The 25,773-nt window shown below is 74.1% G+C and carries 25 protein-coding genes; 5 read left to right on the top strand and 20 right to left on the bottom strand.

Going from position 1 to position 25,773, the window contains the following annotated elements; translation table 11 throughout:
• Positions 1-55: 55 nt before the first annotated feature.
• Together HN013_RS33645 and HN013_RS10855 are read left to right on the top strand one after the other, a co-directional pair.
• Complete coding sequence (locus HN013_RS33645) at positions 56-184, top strand: hypothetical protein (protein WP_283247536.1); 129 nt, start codon at positions 56-58, stop codon at positions 182-184.
• Between the two features lie 88 nt (positions 185-272).
• Positions 273-1,358, top strand: coding sequence for a lanthionine synthetase C family protein (locus HN013_RS10855; RefSeq protein WP_171165610.1), 1,086 nt, complete (start codon positions 273-275; stop codon positions 1,356-1,358).
• A gap of 75 nt (positions 1,359-1,433) precedes the next feature.
• Here the strand turns inward: HN013_RS10855 and HN013_RS10850 are convergent, their stop codons facing one another.
• Entirely contained in the window at positions 1,434-1,838 is a 405-nt protein-coding gene (locus HN013_RS10850) for a cysteine/serine endopeptidase inhibitor (protein ID WP_171165608.1), read from the bottom strand.
• 262 nt (positions 1,839-2,100) lie between these two features.
• Positions 2,101-4,506 (bottom strand): SpoIIE family protein phosphatase, encoded by a 2,406-nt coding sequence (locus HN013_RS10845; RefSeq protein ID WP_312018564.1) that lies wholly within the window; start codon positions 4,504-4,506, stop codon positions 2,101-2,103.
• 258 nt (positions 4,507-4,764) lie between these two features.
• On the opposite strand from HN013_RS10845, the gene HN013_RS10840 reads away from it, so the two are divergent.
• Together HN013_RS10840 and HN013_RS33895 are read left to right on the top strand one after the other, a co-directional pair.
• A complete protein-coding gene (locus HN013_RS10840) occupies positions 4,765-5,580 on the top strand; it encodes a mycofactocin-coupled SDR family oxidoreductase (RefSeq protein ID WP_171165604.1) in 816 nt (271 codons plus the stop codon).
• A gap of 37 nt (positions 5,581-5,617) precedes the next feature.
• The gene (locus HN013_RS33895) at positions 5,618-6,475 is read left to right on the top strand and encodes a MaoC/PaaZ C-terminal domain-containing protein (RefSeq protein WP_171165603.1); all 858 of its coding nucleotides are present in this window, start codon (positions 5,618-5,620) and stop codon (positions 6,473-6,475) included.
• Here the strand turns inward: HN013_RS33895 and HN013_RS10830 are convergent.
• Both HN013_RS10830 and HN013_RS10825 read right to left on the bottom strand, forming a co-directional pair.
• Positions 6,447-7,418 (bottom strand): GDP-L-fucose synthase, encoded by a 972-nt coding sequence (locus HN013_RS10830; RefSeq protein ID WP_171165601.1) that lies wholly within the window; start codon positions 7,416-7,418, stop codon positions 6,447-6,449. The two genes, HN013_RS33895 and HN013_RS10830, sit on opposite strands and share 29 nt — an antisense overlap.
• A gap of 9 nt (positions 7,419-7,427) precedes the next feature.
• Positions 7,428-8,546, bottom strand: coding sequence for an acyltransferase domain-containing protein (locus HN013_RS10825; RefSeq protein WP_171165598.1), 1,119 nt, complete (start codon positions 8,544-8,546; stop codon positions 7,428-7,430).
• 278 nt (positions 8,547-8,824) lie between these two features.
• Here HN013_RS10825 and HN013_RS10820 point away from each other — a divergent pair, with 278 nt between their 5' ends.
• Entirely contained in the window at positions 8,825-9,376 is a 552-nt protein-coding gene (locus HN013_RS10820) for an AAA family ATPase (protein ID WP_171165596.1), read from the top strand.
• A gap of 61 nt (positions 9,377-9,437) precedes the next feature.
• Here HN013_RS10820 and HN013_RS10815 read toward each other — a convergent pair whose 3' ends face one another.
• The 16 genes from HN013_RS10815 to HN013_RS10740 form a co-directional block, all read right to left on the bottom strand.
• Positions 9,438-10,553 carry a hypothetical protein gene (locus tag HN013_RS10815; RefSeq protein ID WP_171165594.1) on the bottom strand — a complete coding sequence of 372 codons (1,116 nt, stop codon included), beginning with the start codon at positions 10,551-10,553 and terminating at the stop codon, positions 9,438-9,440.
• A gap of 4 nt (positions 10,554-10,557) precedes the next feature.
• Positions 10,558-11,808, bottom strand: coding sequence for an MFS transporter (locus tag HN013_RS10810; protein WP_171165592.1), 1,251 nt, complete (start codon positions 11,806-11,808; stop codon positions 10,558-10,560).
• Between the two features lie 265 nt (positions 11,809-12,073).
• Positions 12,074-13,066: a Gfo/Idh/MocA family oxidoreductase gene (locus HN013_RS10805; protein WP_312018563.1), complete on the bottom strand. Its 993-nt coding sequence runs from the start codon at positions 13,064-13,066 to the stop codon at positions 12,074-12,076.
• The gene (locus HN013_RS10800) at positions 13,063-14,352 is read right to left on the bottom strand and encodes a nucleotide disphospho-sugar-binding domain-containing protein (protein ID WP_171165590.1); all 1,290 of its coding nucleotides are present in this window, start codon (positions 14,350-14,352) and stop codon (positions 13,063-13,065) included. Before HN013_RS10800 ends, HN013_RS10805 begins: the two co-directional genes overlap by 4 nt.
• A 49-nt stretch (positions 14,353-14,401) precedes the next feature.
• Positions 14,402-15,142, bottom strand: coding sequence for a 3-oxoacyl-ACP reductase FabG (fabG, locus tag HN013_RS10795; RefSeq protein WP_171165588.1), 741 nt, complete (start codon positions 15,140-15,142; stop codon positions 14,402-14,404).
• Complete coding sequence (locus HN013_RS10790) at positions 15,139-16,191, bottom strand: hypothetical protein (protein WP_171165586.1); 1,053 nt, start codon at positions 16,189-16,191, stop codon at positions 15,139-15,141. Before HN013_RS10790 ends, fabG begins: the two co-directional genes overlap by 4 nt.
• Entirely contained in the window at positions 16,188-16,478 is a 291-nt protein-coding gene (locus HN013_RS10785; protein ID WP_171165585.1) for an acyl carrier protein, read from the bottom strand. Before HN013_RS10785 ends, HN013_RS10790 begins: the two co-directional genes overlap by 4 nt.
• A gap of 32 nt (positions 16,479-16,510) precedes the next feature.
• The gene (locus tag HN013_RS10780; RefSeq protein WP_312018562.1) at positions 16,511-17,863 is read right to left on the bottom strand and encodes a class I adenylate-forming enzyme family protein; all 1,353 of its coding nucleotides are present in this window, start codon (positions 17,861-17,863) and stop codon (positions 16,511-16,513) included.
• Positions 17,864-17,865: 2 nt separating this feature from the next.
• A complete protein-coding gene (locus tag HN013_RS10775; RefSeq protein ID WP_171165583.1) occupies positions 17,866-18,621 on the bottom strand; it encodes a 3-oxoacyl-ACP synthase in 756 nt (251 codons plus the stop codon).
• On the bottom strand, positions 18,621-19,742 hold the full coding sequence (locus HN013_RS10770; RefSeq protein WP_171165581.1) for a beta-ketoacyl synthase N-terminal-like domain-containing protein: 1,122 nt from the start codon (positions 19,740-19,742) through the stop codon (positions 18,621-18,623). Before HN013_RS10770 ends, HN013_RS10775 begins: the two co-directional genes overlap by 1 nt.
• Positions 19,739-19,996, bottom strand: coding sequence for an acyl carrier protein (locus tag HN013_RS10765; protein ID WP_312018561.1), 258 nt, complete (start codon positions 19,994-19,996; stop codon positions 19,739-19,741). Before HN013_RS10765 ends, HN013_RS10770 begins: the two co-directional genes overlap by 4 nt.
• Entirely contained in the window at positions 19,993-21,228 is a 1,236-nt protein-coding gene (locus tag HN013_RS10760; RefSeq protein ID WP_171165579.1) for an aminotransferase class III-fold pyridoxal phosphate-dependent enzyme, read from the bottom strand. Before HN013_RS10760 ends, HN013_RS10765 begins: the two co-directional genes overlap by 4 nt.
• A 77-nt stretch (positions 21,229-21,305) precedes the next feature.
• Positions 21,306-23,045, bottom strand: coding sequence for an amidohydrolase family protein (locus HN013_RS10755; protein ID WP_171165577.1), 1,740 nt, complete (start codon positions 23,043-23,045; stop codon positions 21,306-21,308).
• Positions 23,038-23,979 carry an FkbM family methyltransferase gene (locus HN013_RS10750; RefSeq protein ID WP_171165575.1) on the bottom strand — a complete coding sequence of 314 codons (942 nt, stop codon included), beginning with the start codon at positions 23,977-23,979 and terminating at the stop codon, positions 23,038-23,040. The genes HN013_RS10755 and HN013_RS10750 overlap by 8 nt, the downstream gene beginning before the upstream one ends.
• A 42-nt stretch (positions 23,980-24,021) precedes the next feature.
• Positions 24,022-25,080: a GDP-mannose 4,6-dehydratase gene (gene gmd / locus HN013_RS10745; RefSeq protein ID WP_171165574.1), complete on the bottom strand. Its 1,059-nt coding sequence runs from the start codon at positions 25,078-25,080 to the stop codon at positions 24,022-24,024.
• A 58-nt stretch (positions 25,081-25,138) separates the two neighbouring features.
• Positions 25,139-25,651 (bottom strand): hypothetical protein, encoded by a 513-nt coding sequence (locus tag HN013_RS10740; protein ID WP_171165572.1) that lies wholly within the window; start codon positions 25,649-25,651, stop codon positions 25,139-25,141.
• Positions 25,652-25,773 lie beyond the last annotated feature (122 nt).

The raw sequence follows: 25,773 nt of genomic DNA, 5'->3' as shown, positions 1-25,773 counted from the left end.
CTGCCAGGAGTGATCTGACGACGGACACAAGCCCCGCGGGAGGGAGGTGAGAAACATGGAGGACGCCGTTCTGGAACTCCAGGAACTGCCCGAGACGGACGAGCAGGCGCTGGATCCGGTCATGTGCTGTGACACCGACAACACAAGTGGTCAGTGCACGGACCCGCCGCGCTGTCCGCCGTAGGCCCCGGCCCGGTTCCGCGCGGCCGGCCGGACCGGCGCCGCCGCGCGGAACCCGTACCGCACCGCCGCGCCACGGACGGAGGCCTTACATGACCGACGGGAACTGGACCGCCGTCCTGTCCGCCCGCGACGCCGCCACCGCCCTCGCCTCCGTCACCTCCGCCGCGCGGCCCCACCGCGTGCCCCACAGCGTCCGCCCCGACCTCGCCGACGGCGGCGCGGGCCTGGCCCTGGCGTTCCACTGGCTGGACCGCGGTCTCCCCGGACGGGGCTGGGGAACCCTCGCCGAGAGCTACCTGGCCGCGGCGGTCAGGGGGTACGAGCGGCTCGGCGCCCCGCCCGGGCTCTTCGGCGGGGTGGCGGGGCTCGCCTTCGCCGCCCGGTCCATGAACCGCGACGAACCGGCGCTGCACGACCGCGTCGTCACGGAGGCGACCGCCCGGGCGCGGCAGGCGGGCGACGGCCCGCCGTCCCCGCGCGCCGTCGACGTCGTCTCCGGCCTGACGGGAGCGGGGGCGTACCTCCTCCGCCGGAGCCACGAGCCGGCGTCGGCGACCGCGTTGCGGGACGTGCTCACCGCCCTGACCCGGGCACGGATCCATGAGGGCCCCGACCCCGGGATGGCGCACGGGATCGCCGGTCCCCTCGCCCTCCTGTCCCTGGCCCTCGGCAAGGGCATCACTGTCCCCGGGCAGCGGGAGGCCGTCGGCCGGCTGGCCGGGGCGCTGACCGCCCGCCGCGCCGACGACGCCTGGGGGCCCAACTGGCCCGGCGTCACCACCGGGCGTCCTGCCCGCGGTTCATGGTGCCGGGGGAGCCCGGGGACGGCCCGGGCGCTGTGGCTCGCGGGGGTGGCGCTCGACGACGACGCGCTGTGCGACCTCGCGGTCCGGGCGCTGAAGGCCGTCCACCGACGGCCTCCCGGGGAGCGGCGCGTCGACGGCGACCCCGGCCTCTGCCACGGTGTGGCGGGCCTGCTCCACATCACGGCGCGGTTCGCCCACGACACCGGCGACCCCGAACTCGGCTCCCTCGCACGCCGCCTCGCGACCGCGCCGTTCCCGGCCGGCGGCGGCCCCGGGTTCCTCGACGGCGCGGCAGGGGTGGTGCTCGCGGTGCTGGGCGCCGCCACGGAGGCCGAACCGGAGTGGGACCGGGCGCTGCTCCTGGCGTAGCCGTCTCAGTCGTCACGACGCCGGCGACGGCGTGACGCGGCGCCCGGGGACGTACCACGCCGCCGTCGGGCGAAATCAGCGGACGAACTTCCAGGTGATGCCGTTGACCACGCCGCGGTCGAGGTTCGCGAGTTTCCGGAAGGCCGTCTGGCTGAGGTCGAGGTGGGTCCGGTCGCAGGACGGACACTTGTCCCTGACCGGCACCCTTATGGTCTTGCCGTTGTAGCTCACCTCCACCGAAACTCCCTTGCAGAGCGGGTCGTTGTTGGGGTTGGGGGAGGTCCACCACGCGGCCGGTATCGCGACCAGGTCCTGCGAGGCCGCGTCTATCTGCGTTCCGCAGGCCCCGTAACCCTTGTCCGTGTAGTAGGTCATCTTGCCGGTCATCTTCTGGCCGATCGGGATGTCGGCGGACGCCGGTCCCGCACCGAGGGCAATGCCCGTGGCGGCGGCGACCAGAGCGCACGCGGCGAATCTCACACGCCTTGATTGACGCACGACGTCTCCTGGAGTGGGCAGGGGAAATTCGACGGACGGAGCCATGGGGAAAAGGCAGTTGCCGAATCCGCTTCCGGGCTCCGGGACCCATGGATTTCATGGCCCCCGATATCCCCGCAACCCCCGTCGGCCTCAGTTGTCCGGAACTGATTGCCTCATGCACTCAGTTGGGCCGGAACAGAGAGGGCTACCGGATGGACCGATCAGGGTGACGTGGCACGACGGTGAGTCGGCCGGAAATCCCCTATGCCTGCGCGGAATCCGGCGGCAGGTGGATGTCCAGGAGGCAGACGTCGTCACGCTGCTCGTCCGGGAGCAGGCGGGCGAGCAGCGCGTCGCGGGCGCCCGTGCCGCCGGCGGCGTAGGTGGCCCTGACGGTGTCGGTGAGCCGGTCGAGGCCGTCGTCGAGGTGTTCCCCGGGCCGCTCGACCAGCCCGTCGGTGTACAGCAGCAGATGGTCGCCGGGCTCGATCCGGCACGTGGCCTCGCGGTAGGAGGGCCGCAGGGTCGCGCCGAGGAGGATGCCCTCGGGCGGGGTGAGGTACTCCGGCTTGCCCCGCCGTACCAGCAGGGGCGGCATATGACCGGCCTGCGCCCAGGTCAGGCAGCGCTCGGTCGGGTCGTACCGGCCGAGGACCATGGTGGCCGTGCCGTGTCCGTCGGGGGTGTGCAGGAGCAGCGTGTTGAGCCGCTGCAGCGCGCCGGTCAGCGACGAGCCGGTGAAGACCATGCCCTTGGCCGTGAAGCGCAGCTGGGCCATGGTGGCCACCGCGTCGATGCCGTGCCCGGCCACGTCGCCGACGGCGAACAGGACGCAGCCGTCGGGCATCTCGACGGCGCTGTACCAGTCGCCGCCCACGCTGAGGTCGTCGTGCGAGGGCAGGTAGGCGACGTCGACGCGCAGGTCGGCGAGGATCAGCGACTGGCCGGGCAGCGGCAGCAGCGCGTGCTGGAGGCGTGCGGCGACCAGGCGTTCGGCCTGGAGCACGTCGCGCTGGTCCATGACGGCCTGCTGGGACTCCCGCAGGGCCAGTTCGGCGCGGCGCCGGGCGGTCAGGTCCTGGATGACGCCGTGCACCTCGACGGGCGTGCCCTGGGCGTCGGGAACCGCCTCGGCGACGACCCGCAGGTGCTTGACGCCCCTCGTCGTCGTGATCCGGAACGGGTGGTCCAGGGGGGTTCCGTCGTCCAGCAGCGACCGGACGGCCCGGGCGTAGGACGGGAGGTCCTCGGGCAGCAGATGGCGCTGGAGCTCCTCCAGGGTCATCGGGCCCAGGGTCCGGTCGCGGTCGAGGATGTCGTGGACCTGCGGCGACCAGGTGACGGTGTCCGTGGCGAGGTTCCAGTCCGTCCAGCCGAGGTCGCCGAGCCGCTGGAGGTCGCTCAGCAGGTCCCGCTGCCGGGCGGTGGTGTCGTGGCTGATCCAGGTGACCACGAGGGAGTCGCCCAGCTTCGCCGCCCGCACGGAGAAGACGGACCGGTGCCGGACACCGGCGACGACCTCCTCGTAGGAGAACGGCTCGCTCTCGTACGGCCGTCCGGTCCTCAGCGTCTCCAGGTAGCCGCGCCACGCGGTGGCACTGGCCATGGTGGGGTAGCACTCCAGGACCCGCAGGCCCACCAGCTGGTGGGCCCGCCGGCCGGCGACGTCCACGGAGCCGGGGGCGGCGGCGTCGATGCGGAAGTCCTCGACCTCGCCCGCCGGCGACCGGAGCGGGGTGAGCAGGGCGGCCGATCCCGGGAGGGCGTCGAAGACCGCCTGCACGAGATCGGCCTGGCGTGCGAGGGGCCGTGCGGGCGGCGCGTCGCACATGCGCATACCGCCGGCGCACAGCCGTGCCACCGCCCGCAGCAGTTCGCGCACGGCCGGGTCGAAGGGGGCGTCCACCGCGCGCAGGACGCCGAGGGCCGCGGTGACCGTGCCACCGGTGATCACGGGGAGCCAGGCCCGGGTGGGCCACCGCCGCGCCGGCTCCCCGATAAGGTGGTAGCGCCGGGCGTCCCGCTCCGGATCCTCCAGCCAGACGGCTTCACCCGTGCGGACGACGTCCAGCGCGGCGATGCCACCCACGGGTGGTACGAACGCCCACTGGGCCGCGACGGTGGCCCCGGTGCCGGCGTGGCCGCCGAGCTCCAGAGCGCCGTCGGCGGTGCGCAGGAAGATCATCACGGCGTCGGCGGCCACGGGTGGCCCCGCCAGGTGGTCCAACAGCCGTTCGGCCAGCTCTCGCAGGCTGGTCACCCCGGCGAGGGCCCGGCCGAGTCCGCCCAGGACATCCTCGCCGGTCCGCGTCCCGCGACCGGCGTCCGGCGCCGTACCGCGGGTGCACCGTGTCCCGTCCCCGTCGAGGGCCTTCCGGGCGGTGGGAACGGCACGGCCCCGCGGCAGGTCGCCCAGGGCGATCCAGCACTCCTCGGTCAAGGTGCGGCCGCTGTCCCGCGCGCGTCGCGTCAGTTCCTCGTACGCCGCCGTCGTGGAGCAGCCGGACCGGGCCATCACGACGCCCTTGGCACGCTCCAGTACGGCGGTCGTGGAGGCCAGGTGCTCCAGCCGCTCGTTCTCCGCCCGTAGTTTGGCCACCACCTTCGCCAGTGCGACGACGTCGGGCACGACGCCGGACTCCGCGTCCTGGACAGACTCGCTCGTCACGTCCCTGAGCATGGCACAGAAGAGCGCCGCACGACCCGTTGTCGCACATCAGGGCGAGCGGTTGGCCGGGCGTTCGGCGGTCCCTGGTACAGGCTCCCAGGAACTCGGCCGACGCAAAAGCGAGTTCGAGAGACGGGCGCGGTCCGTACCCGATCGGGTAGCGGGCCCCCGAAGCGGGTGGACGAAGCAGGGCACTTCGCTACCGTTGTCCGGGTATCGCACCGCCATGTGGGCCCTTCAGGGGAGAGGACGTGCACGGTGAGCGGACTGATGGCCGGCAAGGTCGTGCTGGTGACCGGCGCGGCCCGGGGGCAGGGCCGCGAGCACGTCGTGCGGATGGCCGGCGAGGGCGCCGACGTGATCGCCGTCGACCTGTGCGGGACGCTGCCCGGCGTGGCCTACGCCTCGCCGGCGCCGACCGACCTCGACGCGACCGTCGCCCTGGCCGGCGGGACCGGCCGGCGGGTCGTCCCGCTGGTGGCCGACGTCCGGGACCTCACCGGTCTCCGGGACGCGGTCGACGGGGCCGTGGAGACCCTGGGGCGCCTGGACGCCGTCGTGGCCAACGCGGGCATCTGCATCCCCTGCGCCTGGGACCGGGTCACCGAGGAGATCTTCCGGGACACGATGGACATCAATGTGCGCGGCACCTGGAACACCGTGATGGCGACCGCGCCGCACCTGGTGGCGGCCGGCGGCGGCTCCATCGTGCTGATGAGCTCCTCGGCGGGCCTGAAGGCGCAGCCGTTCATGGTCCCCTACACCACCAGCAAGTTCGCGGTGCGCGGGATGGCGAAGGCCTTCGCCGCCGAACTCGCGCGGTTCGGCATCCGGGTGAACAGCGTGCACCCCACCGGCGTCGACACCGCCATGGGCAGCCGCGCGATGCTCGCCCAGGTCGCGAAGGCGAGCATGGCCGACCCGCGGCTGCGCGGCATGCTGGTGAACATGCAGCCGGTGGACGGCATCTCGGTCGAGGACGTGGCCAACGCCGTGCTGTTCCTGGCCTCCGACCAGTCCCGGCACGTCACGGCGCACGCCATGGCCGTCGACGCCGGGGTCAGCGAGTTCTGAGCCCGCCGACGGGACCGCACGCGGAAGGGGCTCGTCCGTGCCGCTCCACCACGACCTCGTAGGGCGGTCCTGGGACGCCGGAACCCGGCGGTGGACGTTCGCCGACACCGCCCTCTACGCGCTCGGGGTCGGCGCGGGAGCCGAGGATCCCGCCCGGGAACTGGAGTTCACCGCGGGGCACTCCGGCGGGACCGTGCCCGCGGTGCTGCCGACGTTCGCGACCACCCTCGTCTCCCCGCGGGACCGGCCCGCCCTCGGCGACTTCGACGCGTCGCAACTGCTGCACACCGAGCAGTCGGTGACCCTGCACGGCCCGCTCCCCACCGAGGGCGCCGCGGTCACGACCTCCCGGCTGACCGCGCTGACGGACCGCGGCCGCAGCGCGCTCGCCGTCATCGACTCCACCTGCGCCGACCCGCGCACCGGACGGCCGCTCGCCGGTCTCCGCAGCGGACTGACCATCAGGCACGAGGGCGGCTTCGGCGGCGCCCCGGCCGAGGAGCGGCGGTGGGAACGGCCTCCGGGGGAGCCCGACCACACCGTTCACTACCGCACGGCGGCCAACCAGGCGCTGCTCCACGCGCTCAGCGGCGACCGGAATCCGCTGCACTCCGATCCCGCCGTCGCCGCGCGGCTCGGCTTCCGCCGCCCCCTGCTGCACGGACTGTGCACGTTCGGGTTCGCCGGGAGGGCGCTGCTGCACACGCTCTGCGAGGGCGACCCGGCCCGGTTCGGGACGATGTCCGCCCGGTTCTCCTCGCCCGTGCTGCCGGGCCAGGACCTGACCGTGCGGATCTGGGACCGCGCCGGGCCGGCGCTGTTCGAGGTGCGCTCCGGCCCGAGGACGGTCCTGGACCGCGGCAGCCTCATCCGCCGTCCGGGTTCCGCGGGCTGACGTTCTCGGCGTACCAGCGGACCGTGCTCCGCACCCCTTCCGCCAGCCCGATCCTCGGCTTCCACCCGGTGGCGAGCAGCCGTGAGACGTCCAGGAGCTTGCGCGGCGTCCCGTCGGGCCGGCTCCTGTCCCAGACGATCCGGCCGGTGAACCCGACCGTCTCCGCCACGAGGGCGACCAGCTCCGCGACGGTGAGGTCCTCGCCCACACCGACGTTGACCGGCGACGGGTCGTCGTAGCGCTCCAGCAGGTGCAGGCAGGCCGACGCCAGGTCGTCGACGTGGATGAACTCCCGGCGGGGCGTGCCGGTGCCCCAGACGACGACCTCCTCGGTACCGGCCGTGACCGCCTCGTGGAACCGCCGGATCAGCGCGGGGAGGACGTGCGAACGGGTCGGGTGGAAGGTGTCCCCGGGGCCGTAGACGTTGGTGGGCATCACGGAGATCCACCGGCGGCCGTACTGCCGGCGGTAGGACCGCACCGCGATCACCCCCGCGATCTTCGCGATCGCGTAGGCGTCGTTGGTCTCCTCCAGTTCCCCGGTGAGCAGGGCCGACTCCGGGATGGGCTGCGGGCTGTGCTTCGGGTAGATGCACGAGGACCCGAGGAACAGCAGTCGGTCCACGTCCGCGGCGTGGGCCGCGGTGAACAGGTTGGTCTGGATCCGGAGGTTGTCGGTGAGGAACTCCACGGGTTCGGCGGCGTTGGCGGCGATGCCGCCGACCCGGGCGGCCGCGTCGATCAGCACGGCGGGCCGGACCGACGCGACATGGTCGAGGGTCGCACGGGCGTCGGTCAGGTCCACGTCCGTGGAGTGGATCCCGACGACCGAGGTGAATCCCTCGGCCTCCAGGCGGCGGACCAGGGCCGAGCCCACGAGGCCCGACGAGCCCGCCACCAGCACGGTCGCCGAACGGTCCAGGGCGGGGGGAGTTACGGACACGGTTCCCTCTCATTCTCGGTCGGCGGACGGCTCGGGGGTTGGGCGCGGGAGGTCCAGCGCCGGCCCCCGGCAGTGCAGGGCGCCCAGCAGGCGCAGCAGGGAGACCGGTTCGGGGGTTCCCCGGTGGCCGGTGGCGGCCACGAGCGGATCGGCGACGCCGTCGGCCCGCAGGGTGTCCCGGACCGGCCGGACCAGCACCGGGTGCGGGCCGATCTCCACGAACGCCCGGATGCCCCGGGCCGCCAGGGCGGACACCGCCTGGGTGAACCGGACGGGCCGCCGGAGGTTGCGGGCCCAGTAGTCCGCGGTGGCGAGCCCGCCCGGTTCCGGGGCGGCGTCGACGGTCGAGACCCAGGGGACGCGCGGCGCGGCGGGGGCGAGACCGGCCAGCGCGGTGCGCAGTTCGGGCAGTACGCCGTCGACGAACGGGCTGTGCGACGCCGCGTTGATGCGGATCGTCCGGCACCGCACGCCCTCCGCCTCCAGCCGGCGCACCAGCGCCCGGGTCGCGTCGCTCTCCCCGGTGACCACGGTCTCCCTCGGCGCGGTGTGGGCGGCCACCACCACCGTTCCGGGGGTCTGTTCGCAGTGGCGCTCGACGGTGTGCCGGTCCAGGCCGACCGTCGCCATCGCCCCGCCGCCCGCCGCCCGCGCGAGCAGGCCCGAGCGCACGGCGACGACCCGCGCCGCCTCCGCGAGGGTGAGGACGCCCGCGACATGGGCGGCGGCCACCTCGCCGAGGCTGTGCCCCACGACCGCCTCGGGCCGCAGGCCCAGCGAGCGCAGCCAGTGGGCGGTCGCCACCTGCACCGCGAAGATGAGCGGCTGCGTCGTCTCCGGCCCCTCGGCCTCCCCGCCGGCCGTGCCCGTCAGCGGTCCGACGACGCCGCCGGGCAGCAGCGCGTCGAGTTCGGCGAACACCCCGGCCGCCACGGGCGACCAGTCCAGCAGGGCGCGCCCCATGCCCGGCCACTGGCTGCCGTGGCCGCCGAAGCACCAGGCGGTCCGGGCGGCGGCACCGTCGGCGCGCCCCGCCGTCCACCGGGGGCTCGCCAGGCCGTCGGCGAAGAAGGACAGCCCCTCGATCAGACCCGCCGTGTCCGCGGCCGCGACGGCCAGGCGTTCCACGCCGTTCACATATTCCGCATCGGGACGCAGACATTCGGGCGGAGAACCATTGGCCAACAATTCCGCCGCCATTCTCGCTCTTTCCGTCAACGCCGCGCGGTCGTCGGCAGAAAACATCAGCAACCACGGCGGGGGAGGCGGCACCGAACTGATGGTCGACATAAGCCCCTCTTGTTTCCGGTGAATCGGATCGGGCGGGCCGTCGGCGCTTGCTACGATCGCCGTGCCGGCCATATCGGACCGCTGCTCGACACTTTCGACAAAGGAGTAGAGGAAGCATGCCGGAAACCTCGTTCCAGGGCCAGGTCGTCGATACCGAACCCGCTTCCGACGTTTATCTCGTCATCGGCATTCCGGGGTCCGGGAAGAGTTCGGTGTCCGCGGGACTGGCCCGTCGCTTCCCGCTCGGCGCGCACATCGAGGGCGACCACCTCCAGGAGCTGATCGTGTCGGGAAGTCACCTGCCCTCGCCCGAGGAAGACCTCGAAGCGGACCGCCAGCTGCTGCTGCGGGCCCGCAACGCCGCGGTCCTGGCGCGGAGTTTCCACGCCGCAGGTGTCGTCCCGGTCATCGATGACGTGGTCGTCCGGCGCGCCCACCTCGACTTCTACCTGGAGCAGCTGAAGGACCTCCCCCTGCACCTGATCGTCCTCGCGCCGACGGCGGACGTCGTCGCCCGCCGGGTCGCCGAGCGGGACAAGGTACTGGCCGACGACTGGTCGTTCCTCGACGAGGCGATGCGCACCGAACTCGACGGCATGGGCACCTGGTTCGACAGTTCCGCGATGACCCTGGGCGAGACGATCGACGCCGTCCTCGCGAAGGGCTGATCCGCGGAGCACGGACCCGGCGCGGGCGCCCCCGGCGGATCCCCGCGCCGGACCCATGCCCTCAGCCGCCGTCGGCGCGGCGGACGGCGGCCAGCCAGGTCCGCATCAGATGGGCGGTGCGGTGCAGGAACGCCCGCGCCTCCGGCGTCCAGGCCGGGCCGCGCGCCTGTTCGGCGAAGTCCTGCAGACCATGGCTGAGGGACGCGTAGGCCGTCGGGTAGTCGCCGCCCTGGAGCCGGAACTCCCTCAGCCAGTCCAAGAGTTCGTCCATGAAGCGGATGGCGGGCAGCTCGACGGCGAGGTCGTGGAGCAGGTCGTGCTCATTGCGCTCGTGGTGCACCAGGGGACCGCCGAACCGGACCGCGTGCCCCAGATGCTTGGCGCACGCCGCGACGAAGTAGCCGCTGAAGATGTCCCCGAAGCGCTCGACGGGCGCCCCGCCGACGGGCTGGCCCATCCGCAGGAAGTAGTACGCCGGCAGGGCGTCCCGATGGACCGCCGTGTTCTGCGAGTTGACGGGACACCAGGTGTCCGCCGCCAGCACCGCGGCCTCGCCCCCGTAGGCGGTGACCCGCGGCCGGACCGCGAGCCGGGTCACCGCGTCCACGTCGGGGTCGTCGAGCCACAGCCCGGCGTTGACGCGTACGTCGGCCGTCTCCTCGGCGCTCGTGACCTCGGCCGGGGCCTCCCGCGGACCGTAGGGGAACCCCCTCGGGAACACCCGGCAGGGGGAGACCGTCAGCAGGTCGCACGCGTTGAACCAGCCCGTGTCCGCCGAGACCGTGCGGTGCCGCGCAGGTCCCCGCAGCACGACCCGGTGTTCGTCGAGGAACGGGCTGACGGCCGGCAGGTTGTCGTCGTCCATGGAGACGGCGAAGGCGCTGCCGTTCAGATACGACAGCAGGTAGCCGATGTTGCGGCGGTTGTCGGAGTCGTAGGGGATCAGATCGGGCACACCCAGCTTCGCCAGCAGCCGGTCCTGCTCCTCCACGTCGGGGGAGACGATCGTGGCCCCCCGGGCGCGGGCCCGCTCGCAGGCGTCGTGGAACGAGCGGGGGGTCTTCCGGTCGGGGATGACGACGAGCCGGGCACCGCCCTCGGCGAGGGTGTCGGTGTAGTGCTCCAGGAACGACCCGTTCCCGATGGTGGTGATGACGATGTCGATCGTTTCGGACATGTGGTCACTCCAAAGAGGGAATGTCCCGCCAGTACCGCAGCCGGGAGGACGCGGTGATGAGGGGAGCACCGATCCAGAGAAGCATCACGACGGCCAGCCCCAGCCGGGCACCGAACAGCGTCCCCAGGGCGCCGCCGACCAGGCCGCCGACGAAGAGCATGCCGCGGCTGACGAACCGGACGCAGGCCACCGTCCGCTGCAGGAGTTCGGACGGCGTGAGCAGTTGGACGAGCGTGGCCTGACCGACCGTGAACACGGCGAACCCGGCGTGGGACAGCAGCGCCCCGCTCAGGAACAGGAACAGCCCCGAGCCCGGACAGGTGAGCGGGAGGAGCAGCCCCGCCGGGGCGCAGACGGCGGCGGGGATCCAGACGGCACGGGCCGTGCCCAGCCGGCGGCTGACGTGGCCCGCGCCGAACGCCCCGATCAGGGCGCCGATGCCCACCGCGCCGATGAGCATGCCCATCGTTCCCGGGGCGACCCCGACGTCCTCGGCGAGGAAGATGATGACCAGGGCCTCGTACGCGGCGAAGCAGCAGTTCCCCACGGCCGAGCCCGCGATCGAGGCCAGGATGACCGGCCGGCGGATGACGAACCGGACGGCCTCGGCGAGTTCGGACCGCAGGCCCGCGGGGCGGCCCGGGGCGGCGGCGGACTCGATGGTGGACCGCATCAGCAGGTTGCAGGTCGCCGAGGCGACGAAGCCGCCGGTGTTGAGCAGGGGAGCGCTCTCGGCGCCGAGCACCTGCACGGTGAACCCGGCCACCGTCGGACCGAAGGCCAGCGACACCGCGCGTGCCATCTGGAGCCGGACGTTGCCCTGGACGAGCTTGTCCTTCGGCAGCATCCGCGGCGGCATGGACAGGTACACGATCTCGTAGAACACCGTCGCGCAGCTGACCAGGACGTTGGACAGATAGAGGTGCCACAGCGCCAGGTGCCCGGTCGCCGCCAGGACCGGCACCATGGTCACGATCACCGCCCGGCCGAGGTCGGCCAGGAGCAGGAGGGTCCGCGGGCGCAGCCGGGCGCTGTACACGCCGGCGGGCAGGGTGAGGAGCAGCCAGGGCAGATAGCCCGCGGCGGTGATGAGACCGACCTCGCCGATGGTCGCCCCGAGGGTGTGTGCGGCGAGGAGCGGGAAGGCCACCACCGTGGACATTCCGCACAGCTGGCTGATGCCGCTGCCGATCCACAGCAGGCGGAAGTCCCGTTCGTGGTCGGGTTCGGTCGCCAGGGTGGCGAGACCGGACATGGCAGGCGCCCTTTTCTCTCGGTCCGCGTCGGGGTCCCGCTCCCGGGGACACCCGGCGGCTCATGGATGTGCTGGCTCGTCAGGGGGGAATCTCTTCAGGAGGAATCAAGGGTGAACGCCTCGACGGCGCCCGGCCGGCGGTACCGCCCGGGCGGCGCCCGCGGCGGTCCACCGGTTCCGCGGTCGAGCGCCATCCTCGCCGCGCGCACGGCGCCGGCGGCGGCGCCCGCCGGGTACGGCGCGTCCCTCTGTCGGCCCGCGCCGGTCACGGCGGCACCGGAACCGATCCCGTCCCGGCCGACCGCTCGGCGGCCAGGGCGCAGCGCAGCGCCTCGTGGGAGTCGCGCCAGCCGCCCGCGGCCGGGTCGGCGGGCCCGCCGGCGGCCAGGGTGAGGAACGCCCGCAACTGGGCCCGGTAGGCGGTGGCGAACCGGTCCCAGTACCCCCGGAAGCCCGCGGCCGTCGCGCCGCCCGCCCCGGGCGCGTCGGCCCGGGCGAGGCCCGCCTCCAGGTTGCCCCGCTCGCCCAGCAGCTCGGCCCGGACGTCGTAGCCCAGCGGCTGCCACCGGCCCGCGGAGAGCACGGCGAGCGTGCCGTCGTCGAGCCGGACCATCGCCGTGACCGTGTCGAAGTCGCCGAGGTCCGCCAGTTCCGGGCAGGACAGCGCCCCGCCCTCGGCGACGACGTGGACGATCCGCCGTCCGGTGAGCCACCGCACCAGGTCGAAGTCGTGCAGCATCAGGTCGGTGAAGACGGAACCGCTCTCACGCAGCCGGGCGACCGGGGGCGGCGACACGTCGTGCGAGACCAGCCGGAGCAGCTGCACCCGGCCCAGCTCCCCCGCGGCCGCGCGGGCCCGCAGATCGGCGAAGCCGGGGTCGAAGCGGCGCTGGAACCCCACCCACAGCGGGACGCCGCGCCGTTCGGCCGCCCTGCCCAGGGCCTCGGTCGTCGTGGGATCGACGGCCAGGGGCTTCTCGCACAGCGTCGGCACCCCGGCCGCCACCAGCGCCTCGACCAGTTCCGGGTGGCTCGTGGTGGCCGCCGTCACCAGCGCCGCGTCGCAGCCGCGGGCCACCAGGTCTTCGACCGAGTCCGCGACGGACCCCGAGGACACCTCCCGCGCGAGCTTCTCCGCGCGGTCGCGCTCGGCGTCCACGCAGACCAGCCGGTACGGCCCCAGCGCGTCGAGGTGACCGGCGTACATCGCGCCGATCCGGCCGCAGCCCACCAGACCGACGACCGGGTCCGTGCTCACCGTCCCACCCCCGCGCCGCGCGTGACGGCGGAGTGGACCAGGCCGGCCAGGTCCGTCGCCTCCCGGCACGCCCGCAGCCGGGTGCTCCACTGCGTTGCCCGTTCGGTGAAGCCGGGGTCGTCGAGGACCTCGGTGATGCCCCGGCGGACGTCCTCGACGCGGACGTACGGCCGGTCGGACGGGCCGGAGTACCGGTCGCTGAAGGTCAGCCGGCCGTGCGAGGTGGTCGCGCTGGTGCGCAGCAGCACACCGCACCCGGTGGTCTCGATCAACTGCCTTCCGTTCAGCTCCTGTTCGGACATGAACGGCAGGATCACCGACGGCTTGCCGTGCAGGAGGGTGGCCAGCACCGTGGCCGAACCGCCGTGGCCGACCACCGCGTCGGCCCAGGCGAGCGGGGTGTCCAGGCCGGTGAACCCGGCCACCGCGACGTTGTCCGGCACCACCAGGCCGCCCTCGAAGGCGAAGCCGCTGGAGACGTACACGGTCCACGGCCGGTCCGCGCAGGCGTCCAGGACGTTCTGCAGCGCGCGCCGGCCCACGGTACCGCCGCTGCCGATGGTGACGTACACCTTGGGCCGGTCCGTCCGCGGGGGCTCCGGTACGGCGCCCACCGGGTTCCAGTACATCGGTCCGACGTAGTACAGCTCGCCCCGGTGCGGCGGCCCGAGGGCGGGTTCGAGGCCGGGCAGGCCGGACACCAGGGTGACGTCGCCCCACAGCAGGTGCTCCGCCCGGGCCACCGGCCCCAGCCCCAGCTCGCGCGACACCTCGTCCCAGACGGGCAGGCTCGACGGGTGCGGCAGCAGGTCGCGCGGGGCCACGGTGGACCACGGCATCCACCCGTTCGCCCGCGGGGTGACGAAGTCCGCGTCGGCGAGGGAGACCACGGGCAGGCCCGCGGCCCGCGCGGCGAGGGCCGCGGTCGGGCACATGTCGATGACGACCACCGTCGGCCGGTAGCCCTCGATCAGGCGGGCGTCCGCCTCGATCCGCCGCCGGACGCGCTCGATCCGGTGGTACGACGCCGCGACGGCGAACACGCGCTCCACGTCGGCGAAGGGCAGGTACGGCGGCATCGGGTGCCGTTCGGGCGGCCGGGGGGCCGCGGGCCCCGAGTCCAGCACCGGGAACCCCGCCTCCCGCACCATGGCGTTGATGCCGCAGTCCGCGAACGCCACCTCGTCGCCCGCCTCGGCCAGCGCCGCGGCGAGGGCGAGGCAGCGGCCGGTGTAGGCCGCACCGCCTCCCCAGCCCCAGGGGAAGAACAACACTCGCTCGGTCACACGTCCTCCTGCTCCCGCTCGGATCGTGCCTGTCGTCCACCGCCGTCGTTCAGGCGGTCATCCCGCCGTCCACCGCGATCACCTGCCCGGAGACGTAGGACGCCGAGGGGGAGCACAGGAAGGCCACGACCGAGGCGATCTCCTCGGCCCGGCCCGCCCGGCCCAGCGGCGTCCGGCCCACCACGTCGTCCCGCGCCCGGGCGGACAGGCCGTCGTACGCGGGCGTGCCGGCGATCAGGCCGGGGGCCACGCAGTTGCAGGTGATCCCGTACCGGCCGTACTCCCTGGCGGTCGTCCAGGCCAGCCCGTGCAGGCCCGCCTTGGCGGCCGCGTAGGCCGCCTGGCCCGGCCGCCCCCGCAGCCCCGCCACCGACGACACCAGGACGATCCGCCCGCCCGTGTGCCGGGTCATGGCCCGCACCCCCGCCCGCAGACAGCGGAACGCCCCGCTCAGGTTGACCGCGAGCTGTTCGTCCCACTCCTCCTCGGGCACGTTCAGCAGCAGCCGGTCCCGGTGGACCCCGGCGTTGACCACGAGCGCGTCCAGCCGGCCGAACTCCTCGACGACCCGCCCGACGAGCAGCGAGCCGCTGTCCGGCCGGGACAGGTCGGCCGTCACCGCGACGGCGGCCCCGCCCGCGGCCCGGAGTTCGCCGGCCACGGCTTCCGCCGCGTCCGCGTTCCGGTGCGCGTGCACCCCCACGGCGTGGCCCGAGCGGGCCAGCGCGTGCGCGACCGCCCGGCCCAGCGGGCCCGAACCCCCCGTCACCAGGGCCACCTGTGTGCTCACGTCATCGCGTCCTTGTGCAGCGGGAAGCAGGTGCGCTCGATGTGCGCGAACCGGGCGCGCAGCCGGGCGGACGCCCCCGGGTCGGCGGGCCCCTCCCGGCCGCCCGCGGTGACCAGGGCCTCGCGCAGCCGGTCCAGCGCGGTCCGCAGCGGACGGGCGAGTTCCAGGACGCGCGGGTACACCGCGAGCGGGTCCGGCTGTTCGTGCGCGGCGATCAGGGCGGTGCCGAGCCGTTTGGCGCGGAGCCGGGCGCCGAGCGCCGCGGCCCGCACCGCGACCGCCCCGGGCGGCAGGGCGGGCGCCTCGCCCGGGGCGGGAGGCGCGGCGAGCGCGTGCGCGTGGACGAACAGCAGGGGCTGGAGGTCGCCCAGGACCAGGACGTGCAGGGCCCGGGCCGTCACCGGTCCGAGCCCGGCCTCGGTGAGCTCGTCGAGGAGCTCGCCGAGGGCGTCCGCGCCCACCGACAGCAGCGCGGTGTCGCGGTCCAGCCGCCGGGCGAAGTACTCCTCGGGGTCGCTGTCGTCCGGCGCGTCGGTCACGGTGACCGTCCCCACCCAGGTGAACAGCGGCCGCAGCGCGGGCGTCAGCGTCCAGTGCCGCCGGAAGCCGTCGTCCGGGTCGGCGTCGGTGTCCAGCACGGTCAGCACGGCCGGGGCGCCGTTCTCCGGCGACCGGTCCACCGCCAGCACCGCGTGGTCGTGGAAGTGGAAGCGGCCCTCGTACACGTCGCCCGGCAGGTGGAACCGGTCCGGCAGCACCATCACCGGCTCGCCCGCCGCCAGGCTCTCCAGGACGAACGGCACATTGCGCCCGCCGTCGTCGAACGCGGTGCGGTAGTCCACCCGGCAGCCGTCGAAGTCCTTCGCCAGGTCCCGGCCCACCGGGTCCAGCGGGCCGTTCAGCGCGCGGGCGACCGCCAGCGGGCCGAGCCCGCGGAACCGGAGGACGGCCTCGACGCAGCGCAGCACGCAGTTGAGCCCGTCCAGCGCGCGGTCCCGCCACCCCAGCGCCCCCAGCTGGTCGAACCGCGGGGCCGTCGTGCCGGTCACCGGGGCTCTCGTCCGACGGTCCGGGCGCGGGCCACCAGGGTGTCGGCCAGGTGCCCCAGGTTGTCGAAGACGGTCCAGTCGGTCTCCTCCTCGCTGTAGGGCACGCCCCACTTCTCCTCGAAGCGGGAGAACACCACGATCAGGTCGAGCGAGTCCATCCCGATCTCGTCCAGGGTGGTCGTCTCGTCGAGCCGGTCGGGCAGGTGGGGACGCTCCGTGAGCACGGACGTGATGAGCTCCATCACGTGCTCGCGGTCGGGGTGCTGCGGGGTGGTGCCGTCGGTCATGTCGTCTCCCTCTCCTCGGTTCTGACGTAGTGTCAAGTGCTGTTGTCCATGAGCAGGCCCCGGCGGATCTTGCCGCTGCCCGTTCTGGGCAGTGCGTCGACCCGGCGGATCACCGCGGGCACCTTCACCGCCGTGAGCAGTTCGGCGGCCCGGCGGCGCAGGGCGGCGGCGTCGAACCCGTCGGCCCCGGCCTCGACGAAGGCCCACACCTGGGTCTCTCCCGAGGGCCCCGGCCGTCCCACCACGGCACAGTCGTCCACCCCGGGCAGCCCGCGCAGGACGGCCTCCACCTCGTCCGGAGAGACCTTGTTCCCGCCGACGTTGACGATCAGGTCGGCGCGCCCGGTCAGCCGGAGCCCGTCGTCGCCGAGCACCCCGAGGTCGCCGGTGACGACCCAGCCCCCGGCGTCGGCGAGCGGCACCGCGCGGCCCGCCTCCATCCGGGCGGGGGACAGGCCGGGGAAGCGCGCCACCACCGGCCCCGGTTCGTCCCGGCCGGCCCGCAGCCCGACGCCCGGCAGCGGGTGCCCGACCCCGCCGCCGCCACCGGCGGGGGTGAGGGTCAGCTGGCCGAGCTCGGAGTTGCCGTAGTGGTCGTGCACGGCGACGCCGGCGTCGTGCCAGGGCGCGACGGCCCGGGCCGGGAGGGCTTCGCCCGCGCTCACGCACCGGTCCCAGGAGCAGGCGCGCGGTACTCCGCCCCGGCCCCACCAGTCCAGGACGAGCGGAACGCTCTGGAGGACGGTGGGCCGGTGGAGCGCGACGAGGGCCGCGGCCCGCGCCGGGGTCAGGGGGCCGGGCGGCACCAGCTGGCAGGCGCCCGCCGACAGGACGGCCAGGGTGCCCGCCTCGATCGCGTAACTGTGGCCGAGCGGGCTGGTGGTGAGCACGACGTCGTCGGCGTCGAGACCGAACTCCCGCGCGAAAACGGCTGAGTTGCGCAGCGTGCCCGGCCACTCGCGGGAGATCACCTTCGGCCGCCCGCCGGTCCCCGAGCTCGTCACCGCGAAGGCCGGCTCCCCGTCGCTCCCCCCGGCCCTCCGCAACCGGGTGGCCCGCCCGCCGTCGAGCAGCAGCTCGGCGCCGAAGTCGGCCAGCGCGGCCGCGCGTTCCGCGTCGGCGGCGCGTTCCTGGAGGACCAGGACGGCGGCGTCCAGGGAGGTCGCCGCGGCGAAGTCGACCACCGAGTCCAGCAGGGAGGTCAGGACGACACCGGTACGGACGCCGGGGCCGATGCCCATGTCCCCCAACGCCTGTGCGCGCAACGTCACTTCGCGCTCCAGCGCGGCGTAGGTCACCGAGCGCCGCCGGTCCACGAGGGCGGGACGGTCGCCCCGTCCGGCGCGGCGGTGCCCGGCGAGGACGTCCACCAGCGTGTCGGCCACCGTCACTCCTCCCTGTGCGCCGTGCAGCGGTAGCCGTGGCGCCGGCCCGCCGCGGCCACGGTCACCTCGGCCGCCGCGTCGTCTCCGGTCAGCGCCGCGGCCAGGGCGGCCAGCGGGGCGGTGGCCCGTACGTCGGCCGGTGGCGCGCCGGGCGGGGCGTACGTCTCGACGGGGCCGAGCCGCGCGAGCACGCGGGCGCCCCGCCCCCGCGCCCGGGCTGCCGTCTCCAGGACCAGGAACGCCGCCCAGCCGGTCACCGGCTCGGTGCCGAGGGCCCGGGCGGCGGCCGGGCTGAGCATCTCGTAGGCGCCGCACAGCACCGGGGCGTCCGCCGCCCGCCGCAGCCCGCGCCGCCCGGCCGCGAGGGCCTGGAGCCCCGCACCGGGCCCGAGGATCGTGGCGCAGTGGCCGCCCAGTCCGTGCCGCAGGCAGATCAGCGACGTCACGCCGTGCGCGTTGAAGTACACGAAGGACTCGGGCGCCAGCGACGAGCGCGCGCCCGCGTCCAGCCGGGCGCGGATGGTCTCCGCCACATGCCCCGAGCCGTACACCGAGCCGACGACGCAGCCGGTGGCGGCCGGGTCCGCCCCCGCCCCGGCGAGCGCCCGGCCCGCCAACTCCGCAATGCGCTCGGGGAGTTCATGTGTCCACTTGTTCACGTCCCGCCGGCCCTCCGCGCCCGCCGCGTGCGCGCGCCACAGCTCGGCGGTGTCGACCTCGCCCGAGGCCACGGCGGTGATCACGACCGGGTCGTCCATCAGGCCCTCCGGAAGACGAGTGCGGTGTTCATCCCGCCCAGCCCGCACGACACGCTCAGCGCGGTCCGCAGGTCCGGCAGGGGCCGGGGGCGGTCCTCCAGGACCAGGTCGAGGCCGTCGCAGCACGGGTCGACGGGTTCGGCGCCCCAGGTCGGGGTGACCGCGCGATGGACGAGGGACAGGACGCAGGTCACGGCCTCGACGGCGCCGGCACCGCCCTGGAGGTGCCAGAGCACGCCCTTGACGCTGTTGACCGGCACCGAGGACAGCCGGGGGCCGAACACCGCGCGCAGTGCCGCGATCTCGGCGGTGTCGCCGCGCCGGGTGCCCGGGCCGTGGGTGTTGACGAAGTCGACGTCCTCGGGCGCGAGGCCCGCGTCGGCCAGGGCGAGCCGTACGGCCCGCTCGATGCCCTCGGCCCGCGGGGCGGCGAGGTGGTCGGTGGCGTTGGTCAGCCCGCACCCGGCCAGGACAGCCAGGGGCGCGGCGGCGCCGGGGCCGTCGAGCGGTTCGAGGCGGAGCACCGCCGCGCCCTCGGACAGGCCGATGCCGCGACGCCGGGAACTGAACGGCCGGCAGCCCTCCGGGCCCAGGGTGCGCAGCGAGTTGAGGCCCAGGAAGGCCAGGTCGGTGACGGCGTCGGCGCCGCCCGCCACCGCGGCGGGCGCGTCTCCGGCGGCCACCAGGTCGCGGGCCACGGCGATCGCGGCGGCGCCCGAGGCGGAGGCGTTGGCGACCGTGACGGCCTCCCCGCCCAGCCCGGTCCGCTCGGCACAGGCCGCGGCCAGGTCCCCGGCGAAGTGGCCCGGCCGGGGCGGGACCGCACCGGGATCGGTGGTCCCCAGCACGAGCGCGACGCGCCCGGTGTCGTCGACGCCGTCGAGGGCCTCCCGCACGGCGGTCCCGGCGAGGTCCAGCGCGCGCCGGACCCCGTCCCCGCCGGTGTGTCCCGGCACCCGGCCCGCCGCGCCCAGGGTGGCGCCGTCGGTCGCGAACGCCGTGACGGCCGGGCGGTGCGCCCGCCCGGTGGCCAGCGCCTCCCACAGCGCCGCCACCCCGACGCCGCCCGGGCTGCACACGCCGAGACCGGTGACGGCGACCCCGCCGCGCACGGTGCTCACGGCCGTACCCCGCGGCTCAGGGCGAGGGCCAGCGAGCTGATGCTCGCGGACTCCAGGACGGTGTCGTCCGGCAGGGTCACGCCCAACTCCTGTTCCAGTTCCCCGATCACGGAGATGAGCAGCACCGAGTCGACCCCGGCGGGCGCCAGCGGTTCGGTGTCGCTCAGCCACGGCAGGCCCGGCTCCTCCTGGAGCCGGCGCGCGAGCTCGGCCCGCACGCGCGCCAGCATCGTCCGGTCGGCGTCCACGGTCACGCCGCCTCCGCCGCGACCCGGAACGCCTCGTCACAGGCCGCCAGGGTGTGGTCGAGATCGGCGTCGGTGGTGGCGGCGCAGACGAACCAGTGGTGGGTCGGGTGCAGCAGGACGCCGCGACGGGTGGTCTCGGTGAAGAACGCGTCCTGGAGGACCCGGGAGCGGCCCGGGTCGGGGTGGGTGAAGGTGAGGAACGGCATCTGCGGCACACCGCGTACCCGGGCCGGGATGCCGTGGCGCCCTACGAGCCGCTCCAGGCCGTCCTGGAGCCGGACACCGAGGGTACGGATCCGCTCCAGGAGCGTCCCGTCGGCCAGCCGGTCCATCGTCGCGAGCGCCGCCGCCATCGCCACCGTGTTGGAGTAGAAGGTGGACGAGATGTGGGTCCTGCCGACCATCGCCATCACATCGGCCCGCCCGGTCAGCGCCGAGACCGCCCAGCCGTTCGCCATCGCCTTGCTGAACGTCGCGAGGTCGGCCCGGACGCCGTACAGCTCCTGGGCGCCGCCCAGGGCCACCCGGAACCCGGAGCGCATCTCGTCGAAGACCACCAACGCGCCGTACTCATGGGCCAGATCGATGGCGCCCTGGAGGAAACCCGGCTCGGGGGCGTCGAGTTCGAACGGCATCAGCAGCAGACAGGCCACCTCGCCGGGGTGCTTCCGGAAGACGTCCCGCAGGCTGTCGAGGTCGTTGTACCGGAAGGTGTCGACCTGGGTCCGCACGGTGTCCGGGATCCCGCCCGGCCGCTGCGCGGCCCAGTCGTGCCACCCGTTGTACCCCCAGCGCACGACCCGGTCGCGGCCGGTGTACGCCCGGGACAGCCGTACCGCGGCACTGGTGGCGTCCGACCCGGTCTTGAGCAGGAACACCCGCTCCGCGCCCGGGATCACGCGGACCAGGCGTTCGGCCAGCTCGATCTGCGTCCGTTTGCGGAGCGTGATCGAGAAGCCCTCCTCGATCTCCCGGAGCGCGGCCTCGGTCACCGCCGGGTCCGCGTGGCCGAGGATGATCGTGCCGTAGGCCAGGATGTAGTCCAGGTACTCGTTGCCGTCGGCGTCCCAGATCCGGGCACCCCGGGCCCGTTCGCCGTAGACGGGATAGGCCCCCTCCACCAGCCGGTCCCGCTCGATGACGTAGTCCTTCTCGGACAGCGTCGCGTCGACGAGCCGGCCGCGGGCCAGCAGCTTCATCGAATTGTCCAGCCGGAGCGCTCCGGTCGTATCGGTCACGGCGTGGTCCCCCTGTCACTTGACGCCCACTGTTCGCCTGGTCCGCTCCTCGTGCCCGCCCGGCATCCGGGCCGCGGTCACCGCACGGCCGGTCCCGGCCGGGTTCCGCGGACGAGCCGGCCCGGCAGTGCGCCGGTCGCCTCCCCGTCCCTGAAGGTGATCTCGCCTGCGACCACCGTCACCGCGTAGCCGTCCGCCCGCTGGATCAGACGGCCGCCGCCCGCCGGCAGGTCGTGGACGAACTCCGGGGAGCGCAGGCTGAGCCGGTCCAGGTCGATGACGTTGAGGTCCGCCCGGTAGCCGGGCCGCAGCAGCCCGCGGTCGCGCAGCCCGTAGAGCCGCGCGGGCTCCCAGGTCTGCTTCCTGACGACGAACTCCAGCGGCAGCCGCGCCCCCCGGCTCCGGTCGCGCGCCCAGTGCGTCAGCATCGACGTCGGCGTGCTGGCGTCGCAGATGAGCCGGCAGTGCGCGCCCGCGTCGCTCAGCCCCAGCACGGCCTGCGGGTGGAGCAGCATCTCGCGGATCGGTTCGAGCGTGTACTCCGCGTACCCCAGCAGCGGACGGAAGATCATGCCGCTGGTCTCCTCGGAGGTGAGGAAGTCGTAGATCAGCGCTTCCGGGTCCCGCCCGGTGCGCCGGGCGAGGGCGTCGAACGACGCGTCGGCCGCGGGCTCGTAGTCCGGCCCGGCCGCGTCCATCGGGAAGTGCCGCTCGTAGCCCCGGGGGAACAGCGCCGAGCGGGGGTCGGCGCCCTCCGGGACCTCGCCCAGGATCCGCTCCCGCAGCGCCGGGTCGCGCATCGCCGCGCGGCGCGCGGGCGCGGGCAGATGGGCGATCCGCTTGTAGGACGGCCGCTTGTGGAAGGGGTGGGTCGAGTCCAGGCTGATGATGACGCTGAACGGCCGCCCCGCCACCTGCGGGTGCAGGTCCGCTCCGTCCGCCACCGCGTCCTCGGCGATCTGGAGCAACTCCCGCCAGCCGTCGGGGTCGTTGTCGTTCTGGAACAGCCCGAAGGTGACCGGGCGGTTGACCGCCGCGGAGAGCCTGCGCATCCAGGTGATCTCGCCGAGCGGGTCGTCGACCTTCTCGCCGCCCGCCCCCAGCGGCACCAGCTGGAACACACCGGTACCGGCCTCGCCGAGCACGCCGCCGAGCGCGAACAGCTCGTCCTCGGCGGCGAAGGTGCCGGGCACCGGGTCGCCGGTGATCGCGAGGTGGGTCAGGGTGCGGGAGGTGGAGAAGCCGATGGCGCCCGCGTCGATCCCCTCGCGGACGAGCGCGCACATCCGCCGCAGGTCGTCCTCGGTCGGCGGCTCGTTGGCGGCGCCCCGGTCGCCCATCACATACGCGCGCAGCGCGCCGTGCGGGACCTGCGCGGCGACGTCCATCACGCGGGGGACGCGCTCCACCGCGTCCAGGTACTCGGGGAAGGTCTCCCACTCCCAGGTGATGCCCTCGGACAGCGACGCGCCGGGGATGTCCTCGACCCCCTCCATGAGACCGACGAGCCAGTCGTGGCGGTCCGGGCGGGCGGGCGCGAAGCCGACGCCGCAGTTGCCCATCACCACGGAGGTGACGCCGTGCCAGCAGCTCGGGGTGAGCAGGGGGTCCCAGCTGACCTGGCCGTCGAAGTGCGTGTGGATGTCGACGAAGCCGGGGGTGACGATACGGCCGTCGGCGTCGATCTCCGTCCGGCCCCGCTCCGTGACCCGCCCGACCCGGGTGATCACACCGCGGTCCACCGCGACGTCACCGGCGCGCGCGGGGATGCCGGACCCGTCGTACAGGGTCCCGTTGCGAACGATCAGATCATGCATCGCGGTCCGGCCTCCTCGTGCCGTACGGGTGCCACCGGCCGGCCGGGGCGAAGAGCAGGTTCTGGTACGGGTAGCGGTCCAGCGGCCGGTGGGGGACCGGGGTGCCGCGGCGCAGCTCCCACGGCTCGTAGTCCGCGGCCACCAGCGTGTCGACCAGTTCGCGGCTGGACGGCGTGCCGGCCACGTCGAGATCGCCCACCTCCAGAGAGAGCACGGGCCGCTGCCGGGACAGCAGTTCGCGCATGCCGGCCAGGACGTGCGCCTCCGCGCTCTCGGCGTCGATCTTCACAAAGTCGACGTCGAGCCCTTCGGCGCGGACGTGGTCGTCCAGGGCGACCGCCTCGACGGTGAACGGCTCGGACGGGATCCGCGCCCGGACGGCCTCGGGCAGCCGCGCCTCGAACGCGGAGTTGTAGGCGCTGTAGCCGAGCCCGTGGTCGAAGAGGACGAGCTCGTCCCGCCGCGACCACACCGCCGCCGGCACCACGGAGGCGTTGGGGAGGCGGGCGGCGTTCCTCCGCAGCACCGACAGCGTCGACGGCGTCGGCTCGAAGGCCGTCACCCGCCCGCCGCGGCCGACGAGCGCGCTCGCCAGCACCGTGTAGTAGCCGATGTGAGCGCCGACGTCGAGCACCGTCGCGCCGGGGCGCAGGTGGGACAGGAGGAACGCGGTGAGGTCGTAGTCCACGAAGCCGTGGCGGTGGAGGGAGATCGACACCTCCTCGGGCAGGGCGATCGTCATCTCCTGGCCCCAGAAGGTCGTCGTCTCCGAGGGGCGGCCCTCACCGCGGTGCCGCCGCTCGCGGAGCGTGCGCGTGCTCGGGCACGTCGTCCTGATCGGGTGGCGCAGCCGCTGGGCGAGCCCGCGGATCCCGGTCGTGCGGGAGCGCCGGTCGAGCGCGGTCCGCCAGGCGGTCCGGTCGTTCTTGGTCATGACACAACTGCTCCGGGTAAGGGATGTCGGTGGGCGTGCTGTTCAGCGGGGGAGCGCTCTCCCGGAGCACTCGGGGCGGGCTCCGGGGTCCGCGGCCGGTGCCGTGACCCAGGGGTCCCGGCCGCCTCTCCCCAGCTCGTCCAGCTCGGCGTCGACCATGATCTGGGCCAGCCGGTCCACCGTCGTCCGCGCCGTCCAGCCGAAGGCCGTACGCGCCTTGCCGGCGTCGCCGATCAGGGCGTCGACCTCCGTCGGGCGCAGATACGTCTCGTCGTACCTGACGTGTGTGCGCCAGTCGAGCCCGACGTGGGAGAAGCAGTGCTCGGCGAACTCCCGGACCGTGGAGCCGACGCCGGTGGCCAGCACGTAGTCGTCCGGCCGGTCGAGCTGCAGCATGCGCCACATGCCCTCGACGTACTCCGGGGCGTACCCCCAGTCGCGGACGGCGTCCAGGTTGCCGAGGTAGAGGTGCTTGTCGAGGCCGGCCTTGACGCGCGCCGCCGCACGGGCGATCTTCCGGGTCACGAACGTCTCGCCGCGCCGGGGCGATTCGTGGTTGAACAGGATGCCGTTGACGGCGAACAGGCCGTACGCCTCGCGGTAGGTGCGCGTCATCCAGTAGCCGTAGAGCTTCGCGGCGCCGTACGGGCTGCGCGGGCGGAAGGCGGATTCCTCGTTCTGCGGTGGGGGTGTGCCGCCGAACATCTCCGACGACGACGCCTGGTAGTAACGGATGTCCCGCGCGGTCATGAGGATGGCTTCCAGGAGCCGGGTGGTGCCGAGACCGGTGATGTCACCGGTGTGCTCCGGCTCGTCGAAGCTCACCCGGACATGGGACTGCGCGGCCAGGTGGTAGACCTCGTCCGGCCGGATGCGCGCCAGCAGCGTCACGAGGCGGCTCGCGTCACTGACGTCCCCGTAGTGCAGGATCAGGCGCCGCCCGGCGTCGTGCGGGTCGCGGTAGATGTGGTCCAGCCGCCGGGTGTTGAAGGTCGAGCTGCGGCGCACGATGCCATGGACCTCGTATCCCTTGTCCAGCAGCAGGTCGGCGAGGTAGGAGCCGTCCTGGCCCGTGATGCCGGTGATCAGGGCCCGCTTCACGGCGCGTCCCGCGGGGGTGGGGCGCCGTGTCCGCACGTCGTGTCGGTCACCATGTCGGTCAGCCATCCTTTTCCAGGGGCACGAACCTGGGGTTGAACTTCTCGTGGACGTACACCCGCCCCGGGGCGCCGCAGTCGATGACGTACTCCTTGCTCACGCACGCCGGTGCCGTGCCGCCCAGCGGCCAGACGTCCCGCGACACGGCGATCGTCTCCCGGGTCAGCGCCAGCCCCATGGCCTTCAGGTACGGACCCAGTAACTCGTCGCGGGGCGGTACCAGTTCACCGTCGGACCGGGCGGCGATCACGACCCGGTTGACGCTGATGACGTCCAGGCCCGAGGTGAGGATCCGGGACTGGCGGTCGACCACCAGGGCGTCGGGCGCCGCGCCCAGGATGCGGCACCCGATGTGCCGCACGAGCGCGGCGCGGACGAGTCGCTGGTGGTCGACCCGCACGCTCAGCGGCTCGCCGACCAGGGCGTCGAGCAGGACGGTCGTCGACCCGTCCGCGCACACGAGCATCCTCGTCTGCGGCGGGGCCGAGGAGAATTCCTTGAGCCGTTCGGTCATGTCACCACCGCTCCACGCTGCAGGGCGACCAGTGCATTCGGACTCCTGGCGGTTCTTGTCACTCCGGATACGCGCGGGCAACGGCCGAAACGGGGTGCGCGGAAGGGTGGAACGGAACTCCG

It is taken from the genome of Streptomyces sp. I05A-00742, from assembly GCF_013055795.1.
Taxonomy (GTDB): domain Bacteria; phylum Actinomycetota; class Actinomycetes; order Streptomycetales; family Streptomycetaceae; genus Streptomyces.
This window is presented reverse-complemented; position numbering and strand designations above follow the sequence as displayed.

Excerpts from the sequence above, each read along its gene's own strand:
- HN013_RS10785 (WP_171165585.1), bottom strand. The coding sequence starts at position 16,478 with ATGACCGACGGCACCACCCCGCAGCACCCCGACCGCGAGCACGTGATG.
- HN013_RS10815 (WP_171165594.1), bottom strand. The coding sequence starts at position 10,553 with ATGTCCGAAACGATCGACATCGTCATCACCACCATCGGGAACGGGTCG.
- HN013_RS10750 (WP_171165575.1), bottom strand. The coding sequence starts at position 23,979 with ATGACCAAGAACGACCGGACCGCCTGGCGGACCGCGCTCGACCGGCGC.
- HN013_RS10820 (WP_171165596.1), top strand. The coding sequence starts at position 8,825 with ATGCCGGAAACCTCGTTCCAGGGCCAGGTCGTCGATACCGAACCCGCT.
- HN013_RS33645 (WP_283247536.1), top strand. The coding sequence starts at position 56 with ATGGAGGACGCCGTTCTGGAACTCCAGGAACTGCCCGAGACGGACGAG.
- HN013_RS10740 (WP_171165572.1), bottom strand. The coding sequence starts at position 25,651 with ATGACCGAACGGCTCAAGGAATTCTCCTCGGCCCCGCCGCAGACGAGG.
- HN013_RS10855 (WP_171165610.1), top strand. The coding sequence starts at position 273 with ATGACCGACGGGAACTGGACCGCCGTCCTGTCCGCCCGCGACGCCGCC.
- HN013_RS10755 (WP_171165577.1), bottom strand. The coding sequence starts at position 23,045 with ATGCATGATCTGATCGTTCGCAACGGGACCCTGTACGACGGGTCCGGC.
- HN013_RS10810 (WP_171165592.1), bottom strand. The coding sequence starts at position 11,808 with ATGTCCGGTCTCGCCACCCTGGCGACCGAACCCGACCACGAACGGGAC.
- HN013_RS10775 (WP_171165583.1), bottom strand. The coding sequence starts at position 18,621 with ATGGACGACCCGGTCGTGATCACCGCCGTGGCCTCGGGCGAGGTCGAC.